Below are 19484 nucleotides of genomic sequence, written 5' to 3' on the forward strand. Positions count from 1 at the left end.
GGCAGATGAAAACGGGCTTTCGTGGCACGTTCGTCATTTCCTGGTCGCAAACAGATATCGACGGTCTTCAGGCCGCCCCGATCGACGCCCTCGCGGTGGGCGCGGTCTGGTCGTGGCAGGGGGAACCCGTTCAGGTGGATGGGCCCAACGGGCTTTTGCGGTTGGATCGGGCGGATGGTGCAGATGCACTTAGACGGCGTGCGGCGCGCAAGGTGCGCCGGTTGGTCGGGGCAGCGGTCCAGCACCGCACCGATATCGACGCGATCGAGGTGGACGATCCGCTGATGGATCAGAGCTTTGTCGTGACGAATGGCGCCAAGAGTTTCACGGTCACGGTGATCGAGAGCGGCACGCAGGCGCCGCCCTTGTTGATGTTCCTCGACGAGATGCCGCCGCGCGACACCGATCTGTGGGTCGTGCATCACACGCTGGGGGGCGGCAACACGGTCACGCGCCCGCACCAGCCCGATACGGGTGTCATCTGTTTCACGCCGGGCACGCGGATCACCACGCCGACGGGGCCGGTGCCGGTGGAATTGCTGCGCGAGGGCGACAAGGTTCAGACCCGCGACAGCGGCCCGCAGGAGATACAATGGATCGGCCGCCGGCAGATGACGGGCGCGAGGCTGTTCGTCATGCCCAAGCTGCGGCCGGTGCGGATTCGTGCGGGTGCGCTGGGCATCGACCGGCCCGATGACGAACTGCTGGTGTCGCCCGAGCATCGGATGCTGGTGCGCGGCCCGGTGGCGCAGGCGCTGTTCAACACCTCGGAGGTGCTGGTCCCGGCGCGCGAACTGGTCAACGACAGCACGATCGGCGTCGATCTGACGGTGCGGCAGGTGACTTATATCCACATGTTGCTTCCGACCCACCAGATCCTGTGGGCCAACGGAATCGAGACGGAAAGTTTCCACCCGGCGAACGCGGCCTTCGAGACCCTGACCGACCCGGATCGCGACCGGTTGCTGCGGCATTTGCCGGGCATTGATTCCGACCCGTTGAGCTATGGCGGGTTCGCGCGGCGCAGCCTGAGCGATACCGAGTCGGCCCTGCTGCGCTACGAAGCGGCGTAAGCGGACAGATTCGCTGTTGACTTGGGAAACTGCGCGGATATAAGCGCGGCTTCATTGGTGTTGGTGGCCCCCGCAAGGGGATGCCTGTCACGTCGGCCAAATCCGGCGAGAGGACAACGCCCTTCGAAACTGAAACGAAGGAGATCAGCCGTGACCAAACGCACGTCTGCCAAGTACAAGATCGACCGCCGGATGGGCGAAAACATCTGGGGTCGCGCGAAATCCCCGGTCAACCGCCGCGAGTACGGCCCCGGCCAGCACGGCCAGCGCCGCAAGGGCAAGATGTCCGACTTTGGCCTGCAGCTGCGCGCCAAGCAGAAGCTGAAGGGTTATTACGGCGACCTGACCGAAAAGCAGTTCCGCCGCATCTATGCCGAGGCCGAGCGTCGCCGCGGTGACACCGGTGAGATCCTCATCGGCCTGCTGGAGCGCCGTCTGGACGCGGTCGTCTACCGCGCCAAGTTCGTGCCGACCATCTTTGCCGCGCGTCAGTTCGTGAACCACGGCCATGTCCTTGTGAACGGTAAGCGGGTGAACATCCCCTCCTACCGCGTGAAGGAAGGCGACGTGATCGAGGTCCGCGACAAGTCCAAGCAGATGGCGCTGGTTCTCGAAGCCGCCCAGCTGCCCGAGCGTGACGTTCCCGATTACCTGGATGTCGACCACTCGAAGATGAGCGCGACCTTCGTTCGCACCCCGGCGCTGGGCGATGTGCCTTACCCGGTGATGATGGAACCGAACCTCGTCATCGAATACTACGCTCAGAACTAAGGTCTGGGACCTGTCGGAATTCAGAAGACCGCGCCATTTGGCGCGGTCTTTTTCGTTGTTCGATTCGTTTTGCGGTTTCAGATCGGCAGGGGGCGGTTTTCGGCGATGGCCTCCATCGCGAAATAGGAGGTGACGCTGTCCAGCTCGACCTTCTCGATCAGGCGTTGATAAACCTTGTCATAGCTCGCCATGTCCTCGGTCACGACCTTGAGCTGGTAGTCGTAATCGCCGCCGATGCGGTGGAAATCCACGACCTCGGGGATGGTGAGGACGTGCCGGCGGAAGACCTGCAACCATTCGGCCGAATGGTGCCGGGTGCGCAGCATGACGAAAACCACGAGATCGAGGCCGAGTTTCTCACGGCTGACGCGTGCGGTGGACCCTTGCAGGATGCCCTTGTCGGTCAGGTTTTTCAGCCGGCGCCAGCAGGCATTCTGTGACAGGCCGACGCGGTCGGCGAGGTCACGCTGCGAGAGCGAGGCATCCTGTTGCAGGGCGCGAATGATCTTGTGGTCAAATTGGTCCATAGTGCTCCTAAATGCAGATCAATTGACCTAATAATTTGTCAATATGTTTCAGGAATTGGTGAGAATACTGCAATCCTTTGGGTCAGAGTGCAAGCATCTTGAGAGTGAGGTGCGCCGATGTCCCTGTCCCGTTTCCGTGAGCAGATAAGAGAAGACGTTGCCGCCGGTCGCCTGTCGGACGGGTTGATCGGTGAGGGGATGATGATCCCGGGACTGCAGGGCGATGTGCCGCTGGTCTATGCCGATTACGTGGCCTCGGGGCGGGCGCTGCGGCAGGTCGAAAGCTTTGTCGCGGAACAGGTTCTGCCGTTCTATGCCAACAGCCATACCGAGGCGTCCTTTTGCGGTGGCTACGTCACGCGGATGCGGGCCGAGGCGCGGGCGGAGATCGGGCGCGCGGTCGGAGCGGGGCCGGACCACGCGGTGATCTTTGCCGGATCGGGCGCGACGGCCGGGCTGAACCGGCTGGTCAGCCTGTTCGGGCTGCGGCAGGCGGGTCGTGCGGTTGTTCTGATCGGCCCCTACGAGCATCACTCCAACATCCTGCCTTGGCGTGAAAGCGGAGCCGAGGTTGTCGAGATCCCCGAAGGACCGCAGGGTGGCCCCGACATTGCCGCGCTTGAGGCTGCGCTGATCGCGGCGCGAGGCGCAGACGTGGTCGTGGGTGCGTTTTCGGCCGCCTCGAACGTGACCGGGATCGTCACGGACCCGGACCCGGTGACGCGGATGCTCAAGGCGCATGGGGCGCTGGCGGTGTGGGATTACGCCGGGGGTGGGCCTTACCTGCCGATCGAGATGGGGCAGGGGGAAACGGCCAAGGATGCGGTCGTCGTCTCGCCGCACAAGTTTCCGGGCGGGCCGGGCGCCTCGGGCGTGCTGATTGTCCGACGCGACGCGGTGCGGCTGGATCGGCCAAGCTGGCCGGGCGGCGGCACGGTCAGCTTTGTTTCGCCCTGGGGGCAGGATTACAGCGCCTCGCTGGAGGCGCGCGAAGAAGCGGGCACGCCCAACGTGATCGGGGATATCCGCGCGGCGCTGGCTTTCATGGTCAAGGATGCGGTGGGCGTGAGCGAGATCGCGGTGCGCGAGGCGCGCTACAACGCCATGGCGCTGGAGGGTTGGCGGGACAATCCGCACCTTATGCTGCTGGGGGTCGATCATCCGCACCGGTTGCCGATCTTCTCCTTCCGGGTCAGCGACGGGGCGGGCGCGCCCGTGCATCAGCAGCTGTTCACCCGGATGCTGAGCGACGTGCATGGCATCCAGGCGCGGGGCGGTTGTGCCTGTGCCGGACCCTATGCGCATCGCCTGCTGGGGATCGACCGGGCAGCGTCAGAGGCGTTGCGGGCGGATCTGGCGGCGGGGCGCGAGATGGAAAAGCCGGGCTGGGTGCGGCTGAATTTCTCGTACCTCATGCGCGAGGAGACGGTGCGCTTCATCATCGACGCGGTGAACGACCTGTCGCGGCGCAGCGATGCATTTGCGGCGCATTACCGCGCCGACCCGGCGACCGCGCGCTTCAAGGCCGCATGAGCGGGATTGCCGCTTTTCACAAGGGGTTGGGATCGGTATGACGGGGCATCCAAGGAGCCCCCAATGAACAAGATCACGCCGCAGCCCGGTATCATGGACATCGCCCTCTACCAGGGGGGCGCGAGCCATGTGCAGGGCGTGCAGAATGTCATCAAGCTGAGTTCGAACGAGAACCCTTTTGGCCCCAGCCCCAAGGCGATCGAGGCCGTGCGCGACAGTGCGGCGACGCTGCACCGCTATCCGTCGACCGACCATGCCAGCCTGCGTGCGGCCATCGGAGAGGTGCATGGGCTCGATCCCGAGCGGATCATCTGCGGCGTGGGCTCGGACGAAGTTCTGCAATTCATCGTGCAGTGTTTCGCGGGGCCGGGCGACGAGGTGATTCACACCGAACATGGATTCTCGATGTACCCGATCCTTGCACGCGCGGCAGGCGCGATCCCGGTATCGGTGCCCGAGCGTGAGCGGCGTGTGGACGTGGACGCGATCCTTGCCGCCTGTGGGGAGCGGACGCGCGTTGTCTTCCTGACCAATCCGGGCAACCCGACCTCGACCATGTTGCCCGAGGCCGAGGTGGCGCGGCTGGCCGATGGCGTGCCCGGGCATGTGATCCTGGTGCTGGATGCTGCCTATGCCGAATATGTCGACGGGTTCGATGGTGGCGCGGGCATCGTCGACGGACGCGAGAACGTTGTGATGACGCGCACCTTCAGCAAGATCTACGGTCTGGGCGGGATGCGTGTCGGCTGGGGATACGGGCCGCGCGCGATCATCGACGTGCTGAACCGGGTGCGCCAGCCCTTCAACCTGTCATCGACCGCTCTGGCAGCGGCAAAGGCGGCGGTGCTGGACCGTGAGTTCGTCGAGTTCTGCCGGGCCGAGAACGCACGGCTGCGCAGCTGGCTGGCGGGCGGGCTGGAGGCGGCGGGCGTCTATTCGGACCCGTCGAACACGAATTTCATCCTTGCCCGGTTCGGCAGCCGCGAGGAAGCCGAGGCCTGCGACCTGTTCCTTCAGTCGCGCGGCGTGATCGTGCGACGCGTCGCCGGCTATGGCTTCCCCGAGGCGCTGCGGATCACGGTGGGTGATGCCGATGGCTGTACACGCGTCGTCGAAGCGGTGCGCGCGTTCCGGGAGGACGCAGGATGAGCCATGTCTATGATCGTGTCGCCCTGATCGGGCTGGGCCTTATCGCCTCGTCGATGTTTTGGGCGATCAAGCGCGCCGGGCTTGCAGGTGAGGTCACGGGATATGCCCGGTCGGAGGCCACGCGCGAGACGGCGCGGCGGATCGGCCTGTGCGACCGGGTCTGCGACAGCGCGTCCGAGGCGGCCGAGGGTGCGGACCTTGTCGTATTGTGCGTGCCGGTCGGTGCCATGGGCGCGGTCGCCGAAGAAATCGCGCCGGTGCTCAAGCCGGGTGCGACGGTTTCCGACGTGGGATCGGTCAAGCGCCACGTCATTGACGCGGTGGCGCCGCATATTCCCGAAGGTGTGCATTTCGTACCCGCCCACCCGCTGGCCGGAACCGAGCATTCGGGGCCGGAATCGGGGTTTGCCGAGTTGTTCGACAACCGCTGGACGCTGCTGGTTCCCGTCGATGGCACCCCGCCCGAACCCGTGGCGCAGCTGCGCGCGCTGTGGGAGGGGATGGGCGCCAATGTCGAGGAAATGGATGCCGAGCACCACGACCTGGTGCTTGCCGTCACCAGCCACACACCGCACCTGATCGCATATACGATGGTGGGCGTCGCGGACGACCTGCGCCGGGTCACCGATAGCGAGGTCATCAAGTATTCGGCAGCCGGTTTCCGCGACTTCACCCGCATCGCGGCGAGCGATCCGACCATGTGGCGCGACGTGTTCCTGACCAACAAGGACGCGACGCTGGAGATCCTCGGGCGCTTTACCGAGGAGCTTTTCGCGCTACAACGCGCCATACGAACCGGCGATGGGGCGCATTTGCACGACTATTTCACCCATACGCGCGCTATCCGGCGCGGGATCATCGAGGCGGGGCAGGATACCGACGCGCCCGATTTCGGCCGCGCAAAGGTCAAGGCATGAGGCGTGCCCTGGTCACCGCGTTGACGCTTTGCCTGATCGGCGGGGCGAGTGCGGCGACCGCGCCCGAGCGTTCGTTGCGCCCGGTGGAACGGCCTGCGCCCTCGTCCATGACGAATGCGGATGCGGCGGTGGCCGAGGCGGCCGTGGCAGTTGCGATCAGCGAAGTAACGAACGGGATGCGGCCCAAAGTGCGCCCGCCCTCGCCGCAGGTCACCCAGGCCGCCCTGCGGGCGCCGGCGCCAGGAAGCGGTCAGGGGCCTGACACCTCTCTGCGTCCGCCGCCACGAACCGAGGAGGCCGAAAAGGCGTTCCTGTTCAGGAAACGCAAGCAGCGCAAGGGTTCCGTTTGCGACAATATAGAGATCCAGGGCGAGAAGGTCGGCAACGTGCCTGGCTCGGGCGCGTGCGGGATCACGGACGCGGTGCGCGTGACGTCGGTTGCTGGCGTGAAGCTGAGCCGACCCGCCTTGATGAACTGCGCCACCGCCCATGCGCTGCACACATGGACGACGCGGACCCTCAAGCCGACCTTTCGCCGGCGTGGGCCGGTGGTCGAGATGCGGGTTGCCGCCCATTATGCCTGCCGCACGCGCAACAACCGAAAAGGCGCGCGCCTGTCCGAACACGCCAAGGGCAACGCGATCGACCTGTCGGCCTTTACCATGATGGATGGCGAGGTGATTACCGTGCTGGAAGGCTGGCGGCGCGGAAGCTCGCGGCGCCTGTTGCAAAGCGCTTGGAAAGGCGCCTGCGGGCCTTTTGGGACGGTGCTGGGCCCCAATGCGGACCGTTACCACCGCGACCATTTTCATTTCGACACCGCCCGCCATCGCAGCGGACCCTATTGCCGCTGACCGTCAGCGCAGTATGAAACGGGGCGCAGGCCCGAGGGGGATCGGGCCAAGCGCAACGAACCCTTCGCGGAAGTTCAGCTGGGCATCGAGCGCCTTGGGGTTGCCGCCGAGACCTGCCAACATGCCCAGCACGCGGGCCGCGGGTTCGACGGCTTGCGGAGGCAGCGCACCGGCAGCCTGCGCCATGGCCAGCATCTCGCGCCAGTTCTCGGCCTTGATGGCGACCTCGCCCGTTGGGATGCCCTGTTCGTCGATACTGAGCGATCCGGTGGCAAAGAGCCTGAGTTCGCCCCAGTGCAACTCGGCCAGCCGCAGATCGACGGCCTGTGGTTGTGGGCGGCGCTCTTCCAGCGCGGTCCGGTCCCACGGCTTGTCGAAGGTGACGGTCATCTCGGCCTGCGCGGTCTCGAAGCTGCGGGGCAGGGCAGAGGTGGGGCGCAGCATCCGGCGCAGCCCGTCGCCGGGGGTGAACGCCTCGGCGCTGGCAGCGATACGATAGGTCGGCGCGTCATCCGTTTGTACCATTTCCAGCGTCAGGCTTTGCGCCTCGGCCAGCGGGCCGCCCTCTTGCCGCAGCGCCCAAGGGCCGGAGGTCAGCGCCATGCGTTCCAGTTCCAGCGCGACGCCGGGGGCAAGGTGCAGCTCGGCGCTCATGCCTTGTGCCTCGATCACCGCGGTCTGGTCGAAATAGGACAGCCGCTGCGGCGTGTCGGCAAAGCGCAGGGTCTGCCGGCCGGGCCAGATCGCCGGACTGTCGAAGGTCAGCCAGTCCGCGCGCCAGGCTGTGCCGGTGGCCGGGTCGGCAAGGGCTGGTGCGGTGAGCGTTGTGAGGTGGCGAAGCGGGAAGCCCGAGGTCGCAAGATCGGCATAATCGGCCTGCCAGCCCTCGGCCTCGCGCGCGGCGAACCAGTTGCTGACCGATGAGCGCAGGCCATAGGCGGCCGCGAACCAGTATAGCGACCACAGCGCCGCAAGGATAAGAAGAACACGCACCAAGCGGAGCATTCCGGTCGCCCCTTTTTCCTGCCTCTGATTTGGTGTTTACAGGCGCAAACTGCGAAGGACCAGCGCAATGACGATGTGGGTGTTCGGATATGGATCGCTTTTGTGGAACCCGGGCTTTCCGGTGGCCCGGCGCGAGCTGGCCATGTTGCACGGCTATGCGCGGTCGTTCTGCATGAGTTCGATCCATCACCGCGGGATAGAGACCGAGCCGGGGCTGGTTCTGGCGCTCGACGCGGTTGAGGGCGCGCATTGCCGGGGGCTGGCCTTGGCGGTTGAGCAGGGCCACGAGGAACCGACGCTGGAGGCGCTGCGCGAGCGCGAGCTGATCTCGTCTGCCTATGTGGAGCGGATGCTGCATGTCGAACTGGACGGTGGCCAGCAGGTCGAGGCCGTGACCTATGTGATCGACCCCGACCACGTGCAATATTGCGGCGGTATGCCGCTGGAGGACCAGGCGCAGATCATCGCCCGGGCCACGGGCGGGCGGGGGCCGAATTCCGAGTATTTGTTCAATACTGCCCAGCATCTGGCCGAAATCGGTCTGCACGACCCGGAACTCGATTGGTTGTCCGCACGCGTGCGCAGCCTTGTCGCATAAACCCTTGGCCCTGCCTGCCTTTCTTCGATAGGCTTGGCGCAGGGCAGTCAATGTCAGGAACCACGCGCATGGCGCAGGCAGACCGAGAGGCGAGACCGCAATTCTCGCAGCCGATCCGGCAGATCGTGTTGATGCTGGTGGCCATCGGCCTGTCGGCATTCGGCGTGTTCGTGGCGCTGCCGCGGGTGATGCCGGTGTTCGAGGCGAACCCCTATCTCAACGGTTTCATCCTGCTGGTTTTCATTGTCGGCGTAATGGCCTGTTTCTGGCAGGTGTTCCAGTTGATGGGGTCGGTCCGCTGGATCGAGGATTTCGCAAGCGGGCAGGAAAGCGATACGCGTCCGCCGCAACTGCTGGCGCCCCTGGCATCGCTGCTGCGGTCGCGGGGCGCGCGGATGCAGATCAGCTCTACCTCGACCCGGTCGATCCTCGACTCGGTGGCCGAACGGATCGAGGAAGAGCGTGAGATCACGCGCTATATCACCAATTTGCTGATCTACCTTGGCCTTCTGGGGACGTTCTTTGGCCTTGCCACGACGGTCCCGGCGGTGGTCGACACGATCCGCAGTCTTGCGCCGCAGGGCGACGAGGCTGGCGTCGAGGTGTTCAACCGGCTGATGACCGGGCTGGAGGCGCAGCTGGGCGGCATGGGCGTGGCCTTTGGTTCTTCGCTGCTGGGCCTGGCGGGGTCACTGATCGTGGGTCTGCTGGAACTGTTCGCCGGTCACGGGCAGAACCGGTTCTATCGCGAGCTCGAGGAATGGCTGTCGACCATCACCCGTCTGGGATTTGCAAGCAGCGATGAGGGCACGAGCGGCGAAGCGGCCGTTATGCATGGCGTGCTGGACACGATGGGCGAGCAGATGGATGCGTTGCAGACCATGTTCGCGGCGTCCGAGGCAGGGCAGGCCGAGGTGACCGAAAAGCTGACACAGCTGGTCGAGGCGATCGGCGACATGAACCAGCGCCAGACCGAGACCGAGGGCGTGATCGCCGCGCTGGACCGGATGGCGAACAGCCAGGACGCGCTGCTGGATCACATGCGCGCGCAGGGGCCGAGCGAGGGGATCGACGCCGAAAGCCGGATGCGCCTGCGCTCGATCGATGTGCAGATGCTGCGCATTCTCGAAGAGATCTCGGCCGGGCGGCAGGAGAGCCTGTCGGAACTGCGCAAGGATATCGAGTTGCTGGGCAAGGCCCTGTCGCAGCCGCGCGGCGCGGCGCGGGTGCGGGCCGGAACGGACCGGGAGTAAGCCATGGCGCTGTCCCGCCGCACCGGTCACCGTTTCCAGGGTTCGGTCTGGCCCGGGTTCGTCGATGCGATGACCGGTCTGCTGATGGTGCTGACCTTTGTGCTGACCATTTTCATGGTCGTGCAATTCGTGCTGCGCGAGACGATCACCGGGCAGGAAAGCGAGCTTGACGCGCTGACCGGCGAGGTGGCCGCGCTGGCGCAGGCGCTGGGGCTGGAAGAGGCGCAGAACCGGCGGCTCGAGGCGCGGATGGGCGAGTTGAACGCGACGCTCAACGAGACACGAGGCGATCTGGACGACACGCAGGCAGAGCTGACGCAGGCGCAATCGTTGATCGCGTCCTTGTCGGCCGAACGCGACCAGCAGGCCGAGGCCTTGAGCGCGGCCGAGGCGCAGATCACCTCGTTCGAGGCGCAGGTGGCGACGCTGATGGCGGACCGCGAAAGCGCACTGGACAGTGTCGCGGCGCTGGAGGTCGAGTTGGACGAGATGATCGCCAACCGGGCCGAGCTGATGTCCGAGCAGGAGCGGCTGAACCTGGCGCTGGCACAAAGCCGCGACGAGATTGACGCCCAATCCGAGGCCGCCCGCCTTGCTGCCGCCCGGCGTGAGGCGCTGGAGGCGATGATCGCCGATCTCGAGCGCGCGGGCGACGCACGGGCCGACCGCATCACCGTGCTCGAAGAGCAGCTTTCCGAGGAGGAGGCGGGTCGCCTGGCCGAGGCCGCGGCGGCAGAGGCCTTGCGCGAACGGTTGGAAAACGCGGATGCCGAACTGACCGCGATGACGATGGCGCTGGAGGCTCAACGGCAGGAGGCGGAGGACACCCTGACCCTGCTGGCCGCTGCCGAGGCCGCCGAAGAGCGTCTGGCCGAACGGTTGGAAGAGGCGCTGAGCCAGATCGAGGCGGCCCGCGCGCAGGCGCGGGAGCGTGACGAGCTGGCCGAACGGCTGACCCGCGTGCTGGCGCAAATGGAGGTAACGCGGGCCGAAGCCGATACGCAGGTCAACGCGCTGGAGGCCGAGCTGGCCCGTATCCGCACCGAGGCACAGGAGAGCCGCGAGACCCTGTCGGCGCAACTGGCCGCCGCCCGTGCCGATGCAGCCAATACACGTGAGCAGCTGGAGGCGGAACTGGCTCGCCAGCGCGCGGCCAATGTCGAGACCGTGTCGGAGTATCAGGCCGAGCTTGAACGACTGGAAGCCGAGAACCGGGATATCCGCACAGCGTTGACCGCAGAGCTGGAGGCCGCGCGCAGTGCTGCCGAGGACACGCGGCGCGGGCTGGAGGCGCGGCTGGCGGCCGTTCAGGCCGAGGCGGACAGCACGCAAGCGGCGCTTCAGGCGGAACTGTCTGGGTTGCGGGCCGATCTGGCGGCTGCTCGCGGCGCGGCGGAATCGACCGAGGAAGACCGCGCCTCGGTCGAGGCGCGGCTGCTGCAGGCGTTGGAATCACTGGAGCGCGCACAGGCGGCAGCCAGTGACAGCGATGTCCTGCAATCGCGGCTGCTGGCAGCATTGAACGCGCAGGAAGAGGCCGAAACAAGCGCCGAAGCGCAACGGTCGCTGGCCGAGGAGCGCGCGGCGCTGTTGGCCAAGGCGCGCGAGACGCTGGCGGTGGAACAGGCGATCTCGGAAGAGGCGCAGCGGCAGACGGCGTTGTTGAACCAGCAGGTCGCGGCGTTGCGCGATCAGCTTGGCAGCCTGCAATCGCTGTTGGACGATTACAAGGAGCGCGCGGCGGCGGACAATATCCAATTGCAGACGCTGGGGCAGGACCTGAACGCGGCGCTGGCGCGCGCGGCGTCCGAGGAGCGCAGGCGCCGCCTGCTGGAAGAGGCGGAGCGCAGGCGGCTGGAGGAGGAGGCGGAGCGACTTGCCGCGCAGGCCGAGGACCTCGAAAAATACCGCTCGGACTTCTTTGGTCGGTTGCGGGACGTCCTTGGCCAGCAGGAAGGCGTGCGGATCGAGGGGGACCGGTTCGTGTTCTCCTCGGAGGTGCTGTTCCCGCCGGGGTCGGCCGACCTGTCGCCCGCCGGACGTGCCGAGATTGCCAAGGTCGCGTCGATCCTGCGCAACGTCGCCGCCGAAATCCCGCCCGAGATCAACTGGATCATCCGGGTGGATGGGCATACCGACGACACGCCGCTGGCGGGCACGGGGCGGTTCGCCGATAACTGGGAGTTGAGCCAGGGGCGGGCGCTTTCTGTGGTGCGCTACATGGTCGATGCGCTCGCCATCCCGCCAGAGCGACTGTCGGCCAACGGGTTCGGCGAGTTCCAGCCTGTCAATCCCGCAGATACGGCAGAGGCCCGCGCGCAGAACCGTCGCATCGAGCTGAAGCTGACCGAGAAGTAAACCTAGCGCAGATCGACCGTGGTGGTGAAGCTGTCCAGCTCATTCCCGTCACGCAACAGGCGCACCGTGCCGGTGTAGCGGCCAGTGGGCCAGGCATCGGCCCGCAGGCGCTTGCCGAAGGCGCGAAAGAAGCGCGCCTGATCGCGGTCGAGGGTCGTACGGTTCGAGGCGAACGGGCCGTTCGGCCCATCGATGGAAATGTCGATCTCGTCACCTTGCTGGCCACCGAAGAGAAAGCCGAACAGCACCAGCGCCTCGCTCTCGGCGGGCATGTTCGGACGCGCGGCGGTTCCGGCCTGTATCGTGGCATAATCGGGCATGTTCGGTGCAAAGCCCGCGTCGATCACCGCACCGGGCGTATAGGCGGGGGGCTCTTGCCAAAGCGTTCCGTCTCCTTCACCGCACAGCGCCTGATCGGCGGTGTCGAACGGGTCGACCACCATCCCGTTATGCCGTACGGACATGTGCAGGTGGGGGAATTGTGTCTTGCCGCTGAGGCCGATCTGGCCAAGCACCGCGCCGCGTTCGACGCGCTCGCCGACCCCGACCCGGACCGAACCCAGCTTCAGATGGCAGTACTGGGTTTCCCAGCCATCGTCGTGGCGCAGCACCACGCCGTTGCCGCATTCGCGACCCTTGACGGCGGTGTCGGCGTCGCCCCTGTAAATCTGGTCCGCCATCCCGTCACGGCGTCCTGTGACAAGGCCGGGAGCGGCCGCGAGGACATCCACGCCCGCCTGCATCTGGGCAAGTGTGGCGAGCGCGAAATCGGTACCCTTGTGGCCATCATAGGCGAGCGGGCCGCAGGTATAGTCGCGAAAACCCGCGTCGAGGTCGCGGTCGGTATATTGCTGAATGTAACAGCTCTCGCCCAGGTCGCAGTCGACCGGCAGGCTCAGAACGGGATCGCTCGCCGCGGGGGCCGCGGCGAGCGAGAAAAGCGCCAGAAGCGTCTTGCGCATCAATCGGCGGTCAGGAGCGGCGGCTTGTCGCCCGAGATGCGTGGCGTGTCGGGCCCGAGGATGTCGAGCTTCAACTCGCCGTCCTTGACCGAAACACGGACCACGCCGCCCTTGGCCAGCTTGCCGAAGAGCAGTTCCTCGGCCAGCGGTTTCTTGATGTGCTCCTGGATGACCCGTCCCAGCGGGCGGGCGCCCATCTTGTCGTCGTAACCCTTCTCGGCCAGCCATTCGGCCGCCGGACGGGTCAGTTCGATGGACACGTTGCGGTCCATCAGCTGCGCCTCGAGCTGTAGGACGAACTTTTCGACCACCTGCAGGATCGTCTTCTTGGGCAGCGGCGCGAAAGAGATCACCGCGTCCAGACGGTTGCGGAACTCGGGCGTGAAGGTCCGCTCGATCGCGGCGGTATCCTCGCCCTCGCGCCGGTCGCGTCCAAAGCCGATGGCCGCCTTGGCCTGTTCGGTCGCGCCCGCGTTCGAGGTCATGATGAGGACCACGTTGCGGAAGTTCACCGTCCGGCCATTATGGTCGGTCAGCTGGCCATGATCCATCACCTGCAACAGGATGTTGTAGACATCCGGGTGCGCCTTTTCGATCTCGTCAAGCAGGAGCACGCAATGCGGGTGCTGGTCGACGCCATCGGTCAGCAGGCCGCCCTGGTCGAACCCGACATAACCCGGAGGCGCGCCGATCAGCCGGGATACCGCGTGTTTCTCCATGTATTCCGACATGTCGAAACGGAGCAGTTCCACGCCGAGCGTATCGGCAAGCTGTTTTGCCACCTCGGTCTTGCCGACGCCGGTCGGGCCCGCGAACAGGTAGTTGCCGATGGGCTTTTCCGGTTCGCGCAGGCCGGCGCGGGCCAGCTTGATCGCCGAGGACAACGCCTCGATCGCCTTGTCCTGGCCGAATACAACGCGCTTGAGGCTCTGTTCGAGATCCTTGAGAACCTCGGCATCGTCCTTGGTGACGTTCTTGGGCGGGATGCGGGCGATCTTGGCGACCACGGCCTCGATCTCCTTGACGCCGATCGTCTTGCGGCGCTTGCTTTCGGCCACGAGATGCTGCGCGGCACCAGCCTCGTCGATGACGTCGATGGCCTTGTCGGGCAGTTTGCGGTCATTGATGTAGCGTGCGCTGAGCTCCACCGCCGACTTGATGGCGTCGGCCGTGTACTTGATCTCGTGATGCTGCTCGAAATACGGCTTGAGACCCTTGAGGATCTTCACGCTGTCCTCAACCGTGGGTTCGTTCACGTCGATCTTCTGGAACCGGCGGGAAAGGGCGCGATCCTTTTCGAAATGCTGGCGGAACTCCTTGTAGGTAGTGGAGCCCATGGTGCGCAGCTTGCCGCCCTGCAATGCGGGCTTCAGCAGATTCGATGCGTCCATTGCCCCACCCGAGGTGGCGCCGGCGCCGATGACGGTGTGGATCTCGTCGATGAACAGCACCGCGTCGGGGTGTTCTTCCAGCTCGGTCACCACGGCCTTGAGCCGCTCTTCGAAATCGCCACGATAGCGGGTGCCTGCAAGCAGGGCGCCCATGTCGAGCGAATAGATCGTCGTGTTGCGCAGCACTTCGGGCGTTTCGCCGGCCACGATCTTGCGCGCCAGCCCCTCGGCGATGGCGGTCTTGCCGACGCCGGGATCGCCAACCAGAAGCGGGTTGTTCTTGCGCCGGCGGCACAGAACCTGAATGCAGCGTTCCACTTCGAGGTCGCGGCCGATCAACGGATCGACATCGCCATCGCGAGCCTTGGCGTTCAGGTCGACGCAGTACTTTGCGAGCGCGCTTTCCTTGCCGTCGCCCTCGGGGGCGTTGCTGGCCGTTGTGTTTTCGCTTTCGGGCTGGTCCGACCCACTGACCGGGCGGCTTTCGCCAAATGCAGGATCCTTGGCAACCCCGTGCGCGATGAAGTTCACCGCGTCATAGCGGGTCATGTCCTGCTCCTGCAGGAAATAGGCCGCGTTGCTTTCGCGTTCGGCAAAGATCGCGACAAGCACGTTGGCTCCGGTCACCTCGGTGCGACCGGAGCTTTGCACGTGGATAGCGGCGCGCTGGATCACGCGCTGGAAGGCCGCGGTCGGCACCGCCTCGGAGCCGTCGATATCGGTGACGAGGTTCGACAGATCCTCGTCGATGAATTCGACGAGGGTTCCGCGCAGTTCATCGAGATCGACGGTGCAGGCCTTCATCACGCGCACGGCATCGGGCTCGTCCAGCAGGGCAAGCAGCAGATGCTCGAGGGTCGCGAATTCGTGACGCCGTTCGTTCGCGGCCGCCAGGGCCGCGTGGATGGCTTGTTCAAGTGTGCTCGAGAATGAAGGCACGCCGGTGCTCCTCTTAATCTTGGGTCGGTGGGGGGTCGAGTATCGGCTGGACCCCCTTGGCCAACCATGTCCTCATGGTATTAGAGTTTGGTTGATCATTGCCCGGCTTCAAGGGTTTTCTTTCATTTGCCGGTCACATTTCCCCAGACCGTGATTGCACCGCGCGATTTTCGGGCGTCAGAAATTATCCTTTCGCGTGCGGATTTCGGCGAAAACGGCGGCCGGATCGGCGCCTTTCATACCCAATTCGGCCTGAACCGAGGATTCCGCCGCGCGCAGGAACGGGTTGGTGGCTTTTTCCTCGGCGAGGGTCGACGGCACGGTCGGCTGCCCCTTTTCTCGCGCAGCGGCGATCTCGGCGATACGCTTTTGCAGCGCTGCGTTGCCCGGTTCGATCGTCTGTGCGAAGCGGCCATTGGCCTGGGTGTATTCGTGGCCCGAATAGATCACGGTGTCGTCGGGCAGGGCGGCAAGTTTTTGCAGCGAGGCCCACATCTGGTCCATCGTGCCTTCGAAGACGCGACCGCATCCCAGCGCCATCAGGCTGTCGGCGGTAAAGGCTGCATGGCTTTCGGGGATATGGAAGGCGATATGTCCGACCGTGTGGCCGGACACGTCATGCACATGGACCGTTTCGCCACCGAATTCGAAACTGTCGCCATCCGACACCTGCATGTCGAGCGGGGGCAGGCGGTGCGCGTCGCTCGCCGCGCCGATCACCTGCGCTGAATGGCGGTCGAGGATCGTGGCGAGGCCTTGCACGTGGTCGGGGTGGTGATGGGTCAGGAGCACATGGCTCAACGACCAGCCGCGGCGGTTCAGCTCGTCAAGGATCGGCCCCGCCTCGGGCGCGTCCACCAGCGCCGTCTGGCCCGATGCGGCATCATGCGCGAGGAAGGCGTAATTGTCGCTGAGGCAGGGGATCGTGACGATGTCGAGAGGCATGGCCTTTTGCCCTTTCAAGTTGTTAGACTATCGTCAGCTTGGCCCATCGAGCAGGTGTCCGCAATGCATCTCGACGTGCAGGATCTGAAGAACTTCTATTATCGCAGCACGTTGGGACGGGCCGCGCAGGCGGCGGTCCGGGGTCGGCTGACCGAGATCTGGCCCGAAGCAAAGGGGCAGACGGTTGCGGGCTTTGGCTTTGCCGTACCGCTGTTGCGTCCCTACCTGGCCGAGGCGCGGCGGGTGGTCGGCCTGATGCCTGGGCCGCAGGGCGTGATGCCCTGGCCGTCGGGCATGCCGAACGTGTCGGTCCTGACCGAGGAAACAGCGTGGCCGCTGGAAACAGGGCGCGTGGACAAGCTGGTGGTGATGCACGGGCTCGAGACGTCGGAGCGGCCAACGGAGCTGCTTGATGAGTGCTGGCGTGTTCTCGGACCCGGCGGCAAGGCGATCTTTGTCGTGCCGAACCGCGCTGGCCTTTGGTCGCGGTCAGACAACACGCCCTTTGGTCATGGCCGGCCCTACACGCTGGGCCAGCTCGAGACGCAATTGCGCAAGCACCACTTCCTGCCTGAATACCATTGCTCGGCCCTTTACCAGCCGCCGTCGTTCCGGCGCTTCTGGCTGAAATCGGGGAGCCTCATGGAACGCACGGGCGCGCGCCTGCCACGGATCATGGCCGGCGGCGTCTTTCTGGTCGAAGTATCCAAGCGGGTGCATCCGCCACGTGGCTCGGCCGTGCGCGACGGCGCGCCCCGGGCGCTGGAAGCGTTCGAGGGCATGCGCAAGCCGGTGGCGAAACCGGTCTGATCCGTTGGGGTCGGCCGGGCAGGGTTGCAAGCTGCGGAATCGAAAAAACCTGCAACACGGTAACATTTTTCACGTGACTTGCCGGGTGCAAAGGGTCGCACTCGTGGCAAGTGATTGAAAACGCTGAATTTGGGGATATTTCCGTTACCGCTATACTGTATTGCGAGGCCGGGACCGCTCTGCTACATCCCCCGTGATTTAAGTGCCCCGCCAGTTCTGGTGGGGTCTCGTCACGCCCCCGGACAGCGCGGCCGCGCCTTACCGGGGCCAAGATATCGGAAGGGTGGACGTGTCCGAACCAGCTTCGATTTCCGCAGGCATCGCCGAGCGCTATGCCACGGCGATCTTCGAGATCGCGAAAGAAAACGATGACCTTGCAAGTCTCGAAACCGGCGTCAGCGATATGGCCGCGGCACTGGATGACAGCGCCGATCTGCGCAGCCTGATCAGTTCGCCGCTCGTGTCCCGCGCCGAGCAGGAAGCGGCGATAACCGCGATCGCAGACAAGATGGGCCTTGTTCCCGTCCTGCGGAACTCGCTGGGCCTGATGGCGCAGAAACGCCGCCTGTTCGTCGTGCCCCAGCTGGTCCGCGTCCTGCGCGAGATGCTGGCCGAAGCGCGCGGCGAGGTTACCGCAGACGTTACGTCGGCCAAGGCACTGACCAAGGCCCAGATGGACAAGCTCAGCAAGACGCTGGCCGACAGCGTGGGCAAATCCGTCAACATAAATGCGACCGTGGATGAAAGCCTCATCGGCGGTCTTGTCGTCAAGGTGGGCTCGAAGATGGTCGACAGTTCGATCCGCTCCAAGCTCAATTCCCTCCAGAATGCAATGAAAGAGGTCGGATAAATGGGTATCCAAGCAGCAGAGATTTCTGCGATCCTGAAGGACCAGATAAAGAATTTTGGTCAGGAAGCCGAAGTGGCCGAGATCGGCCGCGTGCTGAGCGTCGGCGACGGTATTGCCCGTGTGTACGGTCTCGACAACGTGCAGGCCGGTGAGATGGTCGAGTTTCCCGGCGGCATCATGGGCATGGCGCTGAACCTCGAAGCCGACAACGTCGGCGTCGTGATCTTCGGCTCGGACCGGGACATCAAGGAAGGCGACACCGTCAAGCGGACCAACTCGATCGTGTCCGTGCCGGTCGGCGACGCTCTTCTGGGCCGGGTCGTGGACGGCCTGGGCAACCCGCTGGACGGCAAGGGCCCCATCGAAACCGACAAGACCGGCGTGGCCGACGTCAAGGCGCCGGGCATCATCCCTCGTAAATCGGTGCACGAGCCGATGGCGACCGGCCTCAAGGCCATTGACGCCATGATCCCGATCGGCCGCGGTCAGCGCGAACTGATCATTGGCGACCGTCAGACCGGCAAGACTGCCGTGGCGCTCGACACGATCCTGAACCAGAAATCGTATAACGAAGCCGCTGGCGACGACGAGAGCAAGAAGCTCTACTGCATCTACGTCGCCGTTGGCCAGAAGCGTTCGACCGTTGCGCAGCTGGTGAAGCGTCTCGAAGAGTCCGGCGCCATCGACTACTCGATCGTCGTGGCCGCCACCGCCTCGGACCCCGCGCCGATGCAGTTCCTGGCACCTTATGCCGCGACCGCTATGGCCGAGTTCTACCGCGACAATGGCCGCCACGCGCTGATCATCTATGATGACCTGTCCAAGCAGGCCGTCGCCTATCGCCAGATGTCGCTGCTGCTGCGCCGTCCGCCCGGACGCGAAGCCTATCCCGGCGACGTGTTCTACCTCCACTCGCGCCTGCTGGAGCGTTCGGCGAAGCTGAACGAGGATTTCGGCGCAGGCTCGCTGACCGCGCTGCCCGTTATCGAAACCCAGGGCGGCGACGTGTCGGCCTTTATCCCGACCAACGTGATCTCGATCACCGACGGCCAGATCTTCCTTGAAACCGAACTGTTCTACCAGGGCATCCGTCCTGCCGTGAACACCGGTCTGTCAGTCTCGCGCGTGGGCTCCTCGGCCCAGACCGATGCGATGAAATCGGTTGCCGGCCCGGTCAAGCTGGAACTGGCGCAGTATCGTGAGATGGCGGCCTTTGCCCAGTTCGGTTCCGACCTCGACGCCGCGACCCAGCGCCTGCTGAACCGTGGTGCGCGCCTGACCGAGTTGATGAAGCAGCCGCAGTACTCGCCGCTAACCAACGCGGAAATCGTCTGTGTCATCTTCGCCGGCACCAACGGCTACCTCGACAAGATCGCCGTCAAGGACGTGGGCCGCTATGAAGAGGGTCTGCTTGCGCATCTGCGCGGCAAGCATGCCGATCTGCTTCAGTGGATCACGGACGAAGATCCCAAGATCAAGGGCGACGCCGCCGACCGGATCAAGGCTGTGCTGGACGAATACGCCGCAACCTTCGCTTAAGGAGACGCGG

At 65.1% G+C, this 19484-nt stretch carries 17 protein-coding genes; 12 read left to right on the top strand and 5 right to left on the bottom strand.

All coding sequences use genetic code 11. The features are described from left to right. Positions 1-5: 5 nt before the first annotated feature. Positions 6-1073, top strand: coding sequence for a Hint domain-containing protein (locus ACFORG_RS20850; protein ID WP_386737503.1), 1068 nt, complete (start codon positions 6-8; stop codon positions 1071-1073). A 150-nt stretch (positions 1074-1223) separates the two neighbouring features. After that, entirely contained in the window at positions 1224-1844 is a 621-nt protein-coding gene (gene rpsD, locus ACFORG_RS20855; protein ID WP_386737504.1) for a 30S ribosomal protein S4, read from the top strand. 77 nt (positions 1845-1921) lie between these two features. On the opposite strand, the gene ACFORG_RS20860 is transcribed toward rpsD, so the two are convergent. Beyond that, the gene (locus tag ACFORG_RS20860) at positions 1922-2371 is read right to left on the bottom strand and encodes an Lrp/AsnC family transcriptional regulator (RefSeq protein ID WP_386737505.1); all 450 of its coding nucleotides are present in this window, start codon (positions 2369-2371) and stop codon (positions 1922-1924) included. Between the two features lie 117 nt (positions 2372-2488). Here ACFORG_RS20860 and ACFORG_RS20865 point away from each other — a divergent pair, with 117 nt between their 5' ends. From ACFORG_RS20865 to ACFORG_RS20880, 4 genes are all read left to right on the top strand, one after another. After that, complete coding sequence (locus tag ACFORG_RS20865; RefSeq protein WP_386737506.1) at positions 2489-3904, top strand: aminotransferase class V-fold PLP-dependent enzyme; 1416 nt, start codon at positions 2489-2491, stop codon at positions 3902-3904. Between the two features lie 63 nt (positions 3905-3967). Beyond that, positions 3968-5053 (top strand): histidinol-phosphate transaminase, encoded by a 1086-nt coding sequence (hisC, locus tag ACFORG_RS20870; protein WP_386737507.1) that lies wholly within the window; start codon positions 3968-3970, stop codon positions 5051-5053. Continuing rightward, positions 5050-5970: a prephenate/arogenate dehydrogenase family protein gene (locus tag ACFORG_RS20875; protein WP_386737508.1), complete on the top strand. Its 921-nt coding sequence runs from the start codon at positions 5050-5052 to the stop codon at positions 5968-5970. The genes hisC and ACFORG_RS20875 overlap by 4 nt, the downstream gene beginning before the upstream one ends. Then, the gene (locus tag ACFORG_RS20880; RefSeq protein WP_386737509.1) at positions 5967-6824 is read left to right on the top strand and encodes an extensin-like domain-containing protein; all 858 of its coding nucleotides are present in this window, start codon (positions 5967-5969) and stop codon (positions 6822-6824) included. Before ACFORG_RS20875 ends, ACFORG_RS20880 begins: the two co-directional genes overlap by 4 nt. A 3-nt stretch (positions 6825-6827) precedes the next feature. Here the strand turns inward: ACFORG_RS20880 and ACFORG_RS20885 are convergent, their stop codons facing one another. After that, complete coding sequence (locus tag ACFORG_RS20885; RefSeq protein WP_386737510.1) at positions 6828-7829, bottom strand: DUF2125 domain-containing protein; 1002 nt, start codon at positions 7827-7829, stop codon at positions 6828-6830. A 67-nt stretch (positions 7830-7896) separates the two neighbouring features. Between ACFORG_RS20885 and ACFORG_RS20890 the strand changes: the two genes are divergently transcribed. The 3 genes from ACFORG_RS20890 to ACFORG_RS20900 all read left to right on the top strand — a co-directional run bounded on the left by ACFORG_RS20890 (position 7897) and on the right by ACFORG_RS20900 (position 12038). Then, entirely contained in the window at positions 7897-8427 is a 531-nt protein-coding gene (locus ACFORG_RS20890) for a gamma-glutamylcyclotransferase (RefSeq protein ID WP_386737511.1), read from the top strand. Between the two features lie 68 nt (positions 8428-8495). Then, positions 8496-9680, top strand: a complete 1185-nt coding sequence (locus ACFORG_RS20895) for a biopolymer transporter ExbB (protein ID WP_386737512.1) — start codon at positions 8496-8498, stop codon at positions 9678-9680. Between the two features lie 3 nt (positions 9681-9683). Beyond that, positions 9684-12038 carry a peptidoglycan -binding protein gene (locus tag ACFORG_RS20900; RefSeq protein WP_386737513.1) on the top strand — a complete coding sequence of 785 codons (2355 nt, stop codon included), beginning with the start codon at positions 9684-9686 and terminating at the stop codon, positions 12036-12038. Between the two features lie 2 nt (positions 12039-12040). On the opposite strand, the gene ACFORG_RS20905 is transcribed toward ACFORG_RS20900, so the two are convergent. From ACFORG_RS20905 to gloB, 3 genes are all read right to left on the bottom strand, one after another. Next, positions 12041-13000 (bottom strand): M23 family metallopeptidase, encoded by a 960-nt coding sequence (locus tag ACFORG_RS20905; protein WP_386737514.1) that lies wholly within the window; start codon positions 12998-13000, stop codon positions 12041-12043. Then, positions 13000-15330 carry an ATP-dependent Clp protease ATP-binding subunit ClpA gene (gene clpA / locus ACFORG_RS20910; RefSeq protein ID WP_386737515.1) on the bottom strand — a complete coding sequence of 777 codons (2331 nt, stop codon included), beginning with the start codon at positions 15328-15330 and terminating at the stop codon, positions 13000-13002. Before clpA ends, ACFORG_RS20905 begins: the two co-directional genes overlap by 1 nt. 177 nt (positions 15331-15507) lie before the next feature. Continuing rightward, complete coding sequence (gene gloB, locus ACFORG_RS20915; RefSeq protein WP_386737516.1) at positions 15508-16275, bottom strand: hydroxyacylglutathione hydrolase; 768 nt, start codon at positions 16273-16275, stop codon at positions 15508-15510. 63 nt (positions 16276-16338) lie between these two features. On the opposite strand from gloB, the gene ACFORG_RS20920 reads away from it, so the two are divergent. The 3 genes from ACFORG_RS20920 to atpA all read left to right on the top strand — a co-directional run bounded on the left by ACFORG_RS20920 (position 16339) and on the right by atpA (position 19474). Next, positions 16339-17085, top strand: coding sequence for a class I SAM-dependent methyltransferase (locus ACFORG_RS20920; protein ID WP_386737517.1), 747 nt, complete (start codon positions 16339-16341; stop codon positions 17083-17085). Positions 17086-17374: 289 nt separating this feature from the next. After that, positions 17375-17935, top strand: a complete 561-nt coding sequence (locus ACFORG_RS20925; protein ID WP_386737518.1) for a F0F1 ATP synthase subunit delta — start codon at positions 17375-17377, stop codon at positions 17933-17935. Next, positions 17936-19474 (top strand): F0F1 ATP synthase subunit alpha, encoded by a 1539-nt coding sequence (gene atpA, locus ACFORG_RS20930; RefSeq protein ID WP_386737519.1) that lies wholly within the window; start codon positions 17936-17938, stop codon positions 19472-19474. Positions 19475-19484: the final 10 nt, after the last annotated feature.

The organism is Lutimaribacter marinistellae (assembly GCF_042648365.1).
GTDB classification, from domain to species: Bacteria; Pseudomonadota; Alphaproteobacteria; order Rhodobacterales; family Rhodobacteraceae; genus Lutimaribacter_A; species Lutimaribacter_A marinistellae.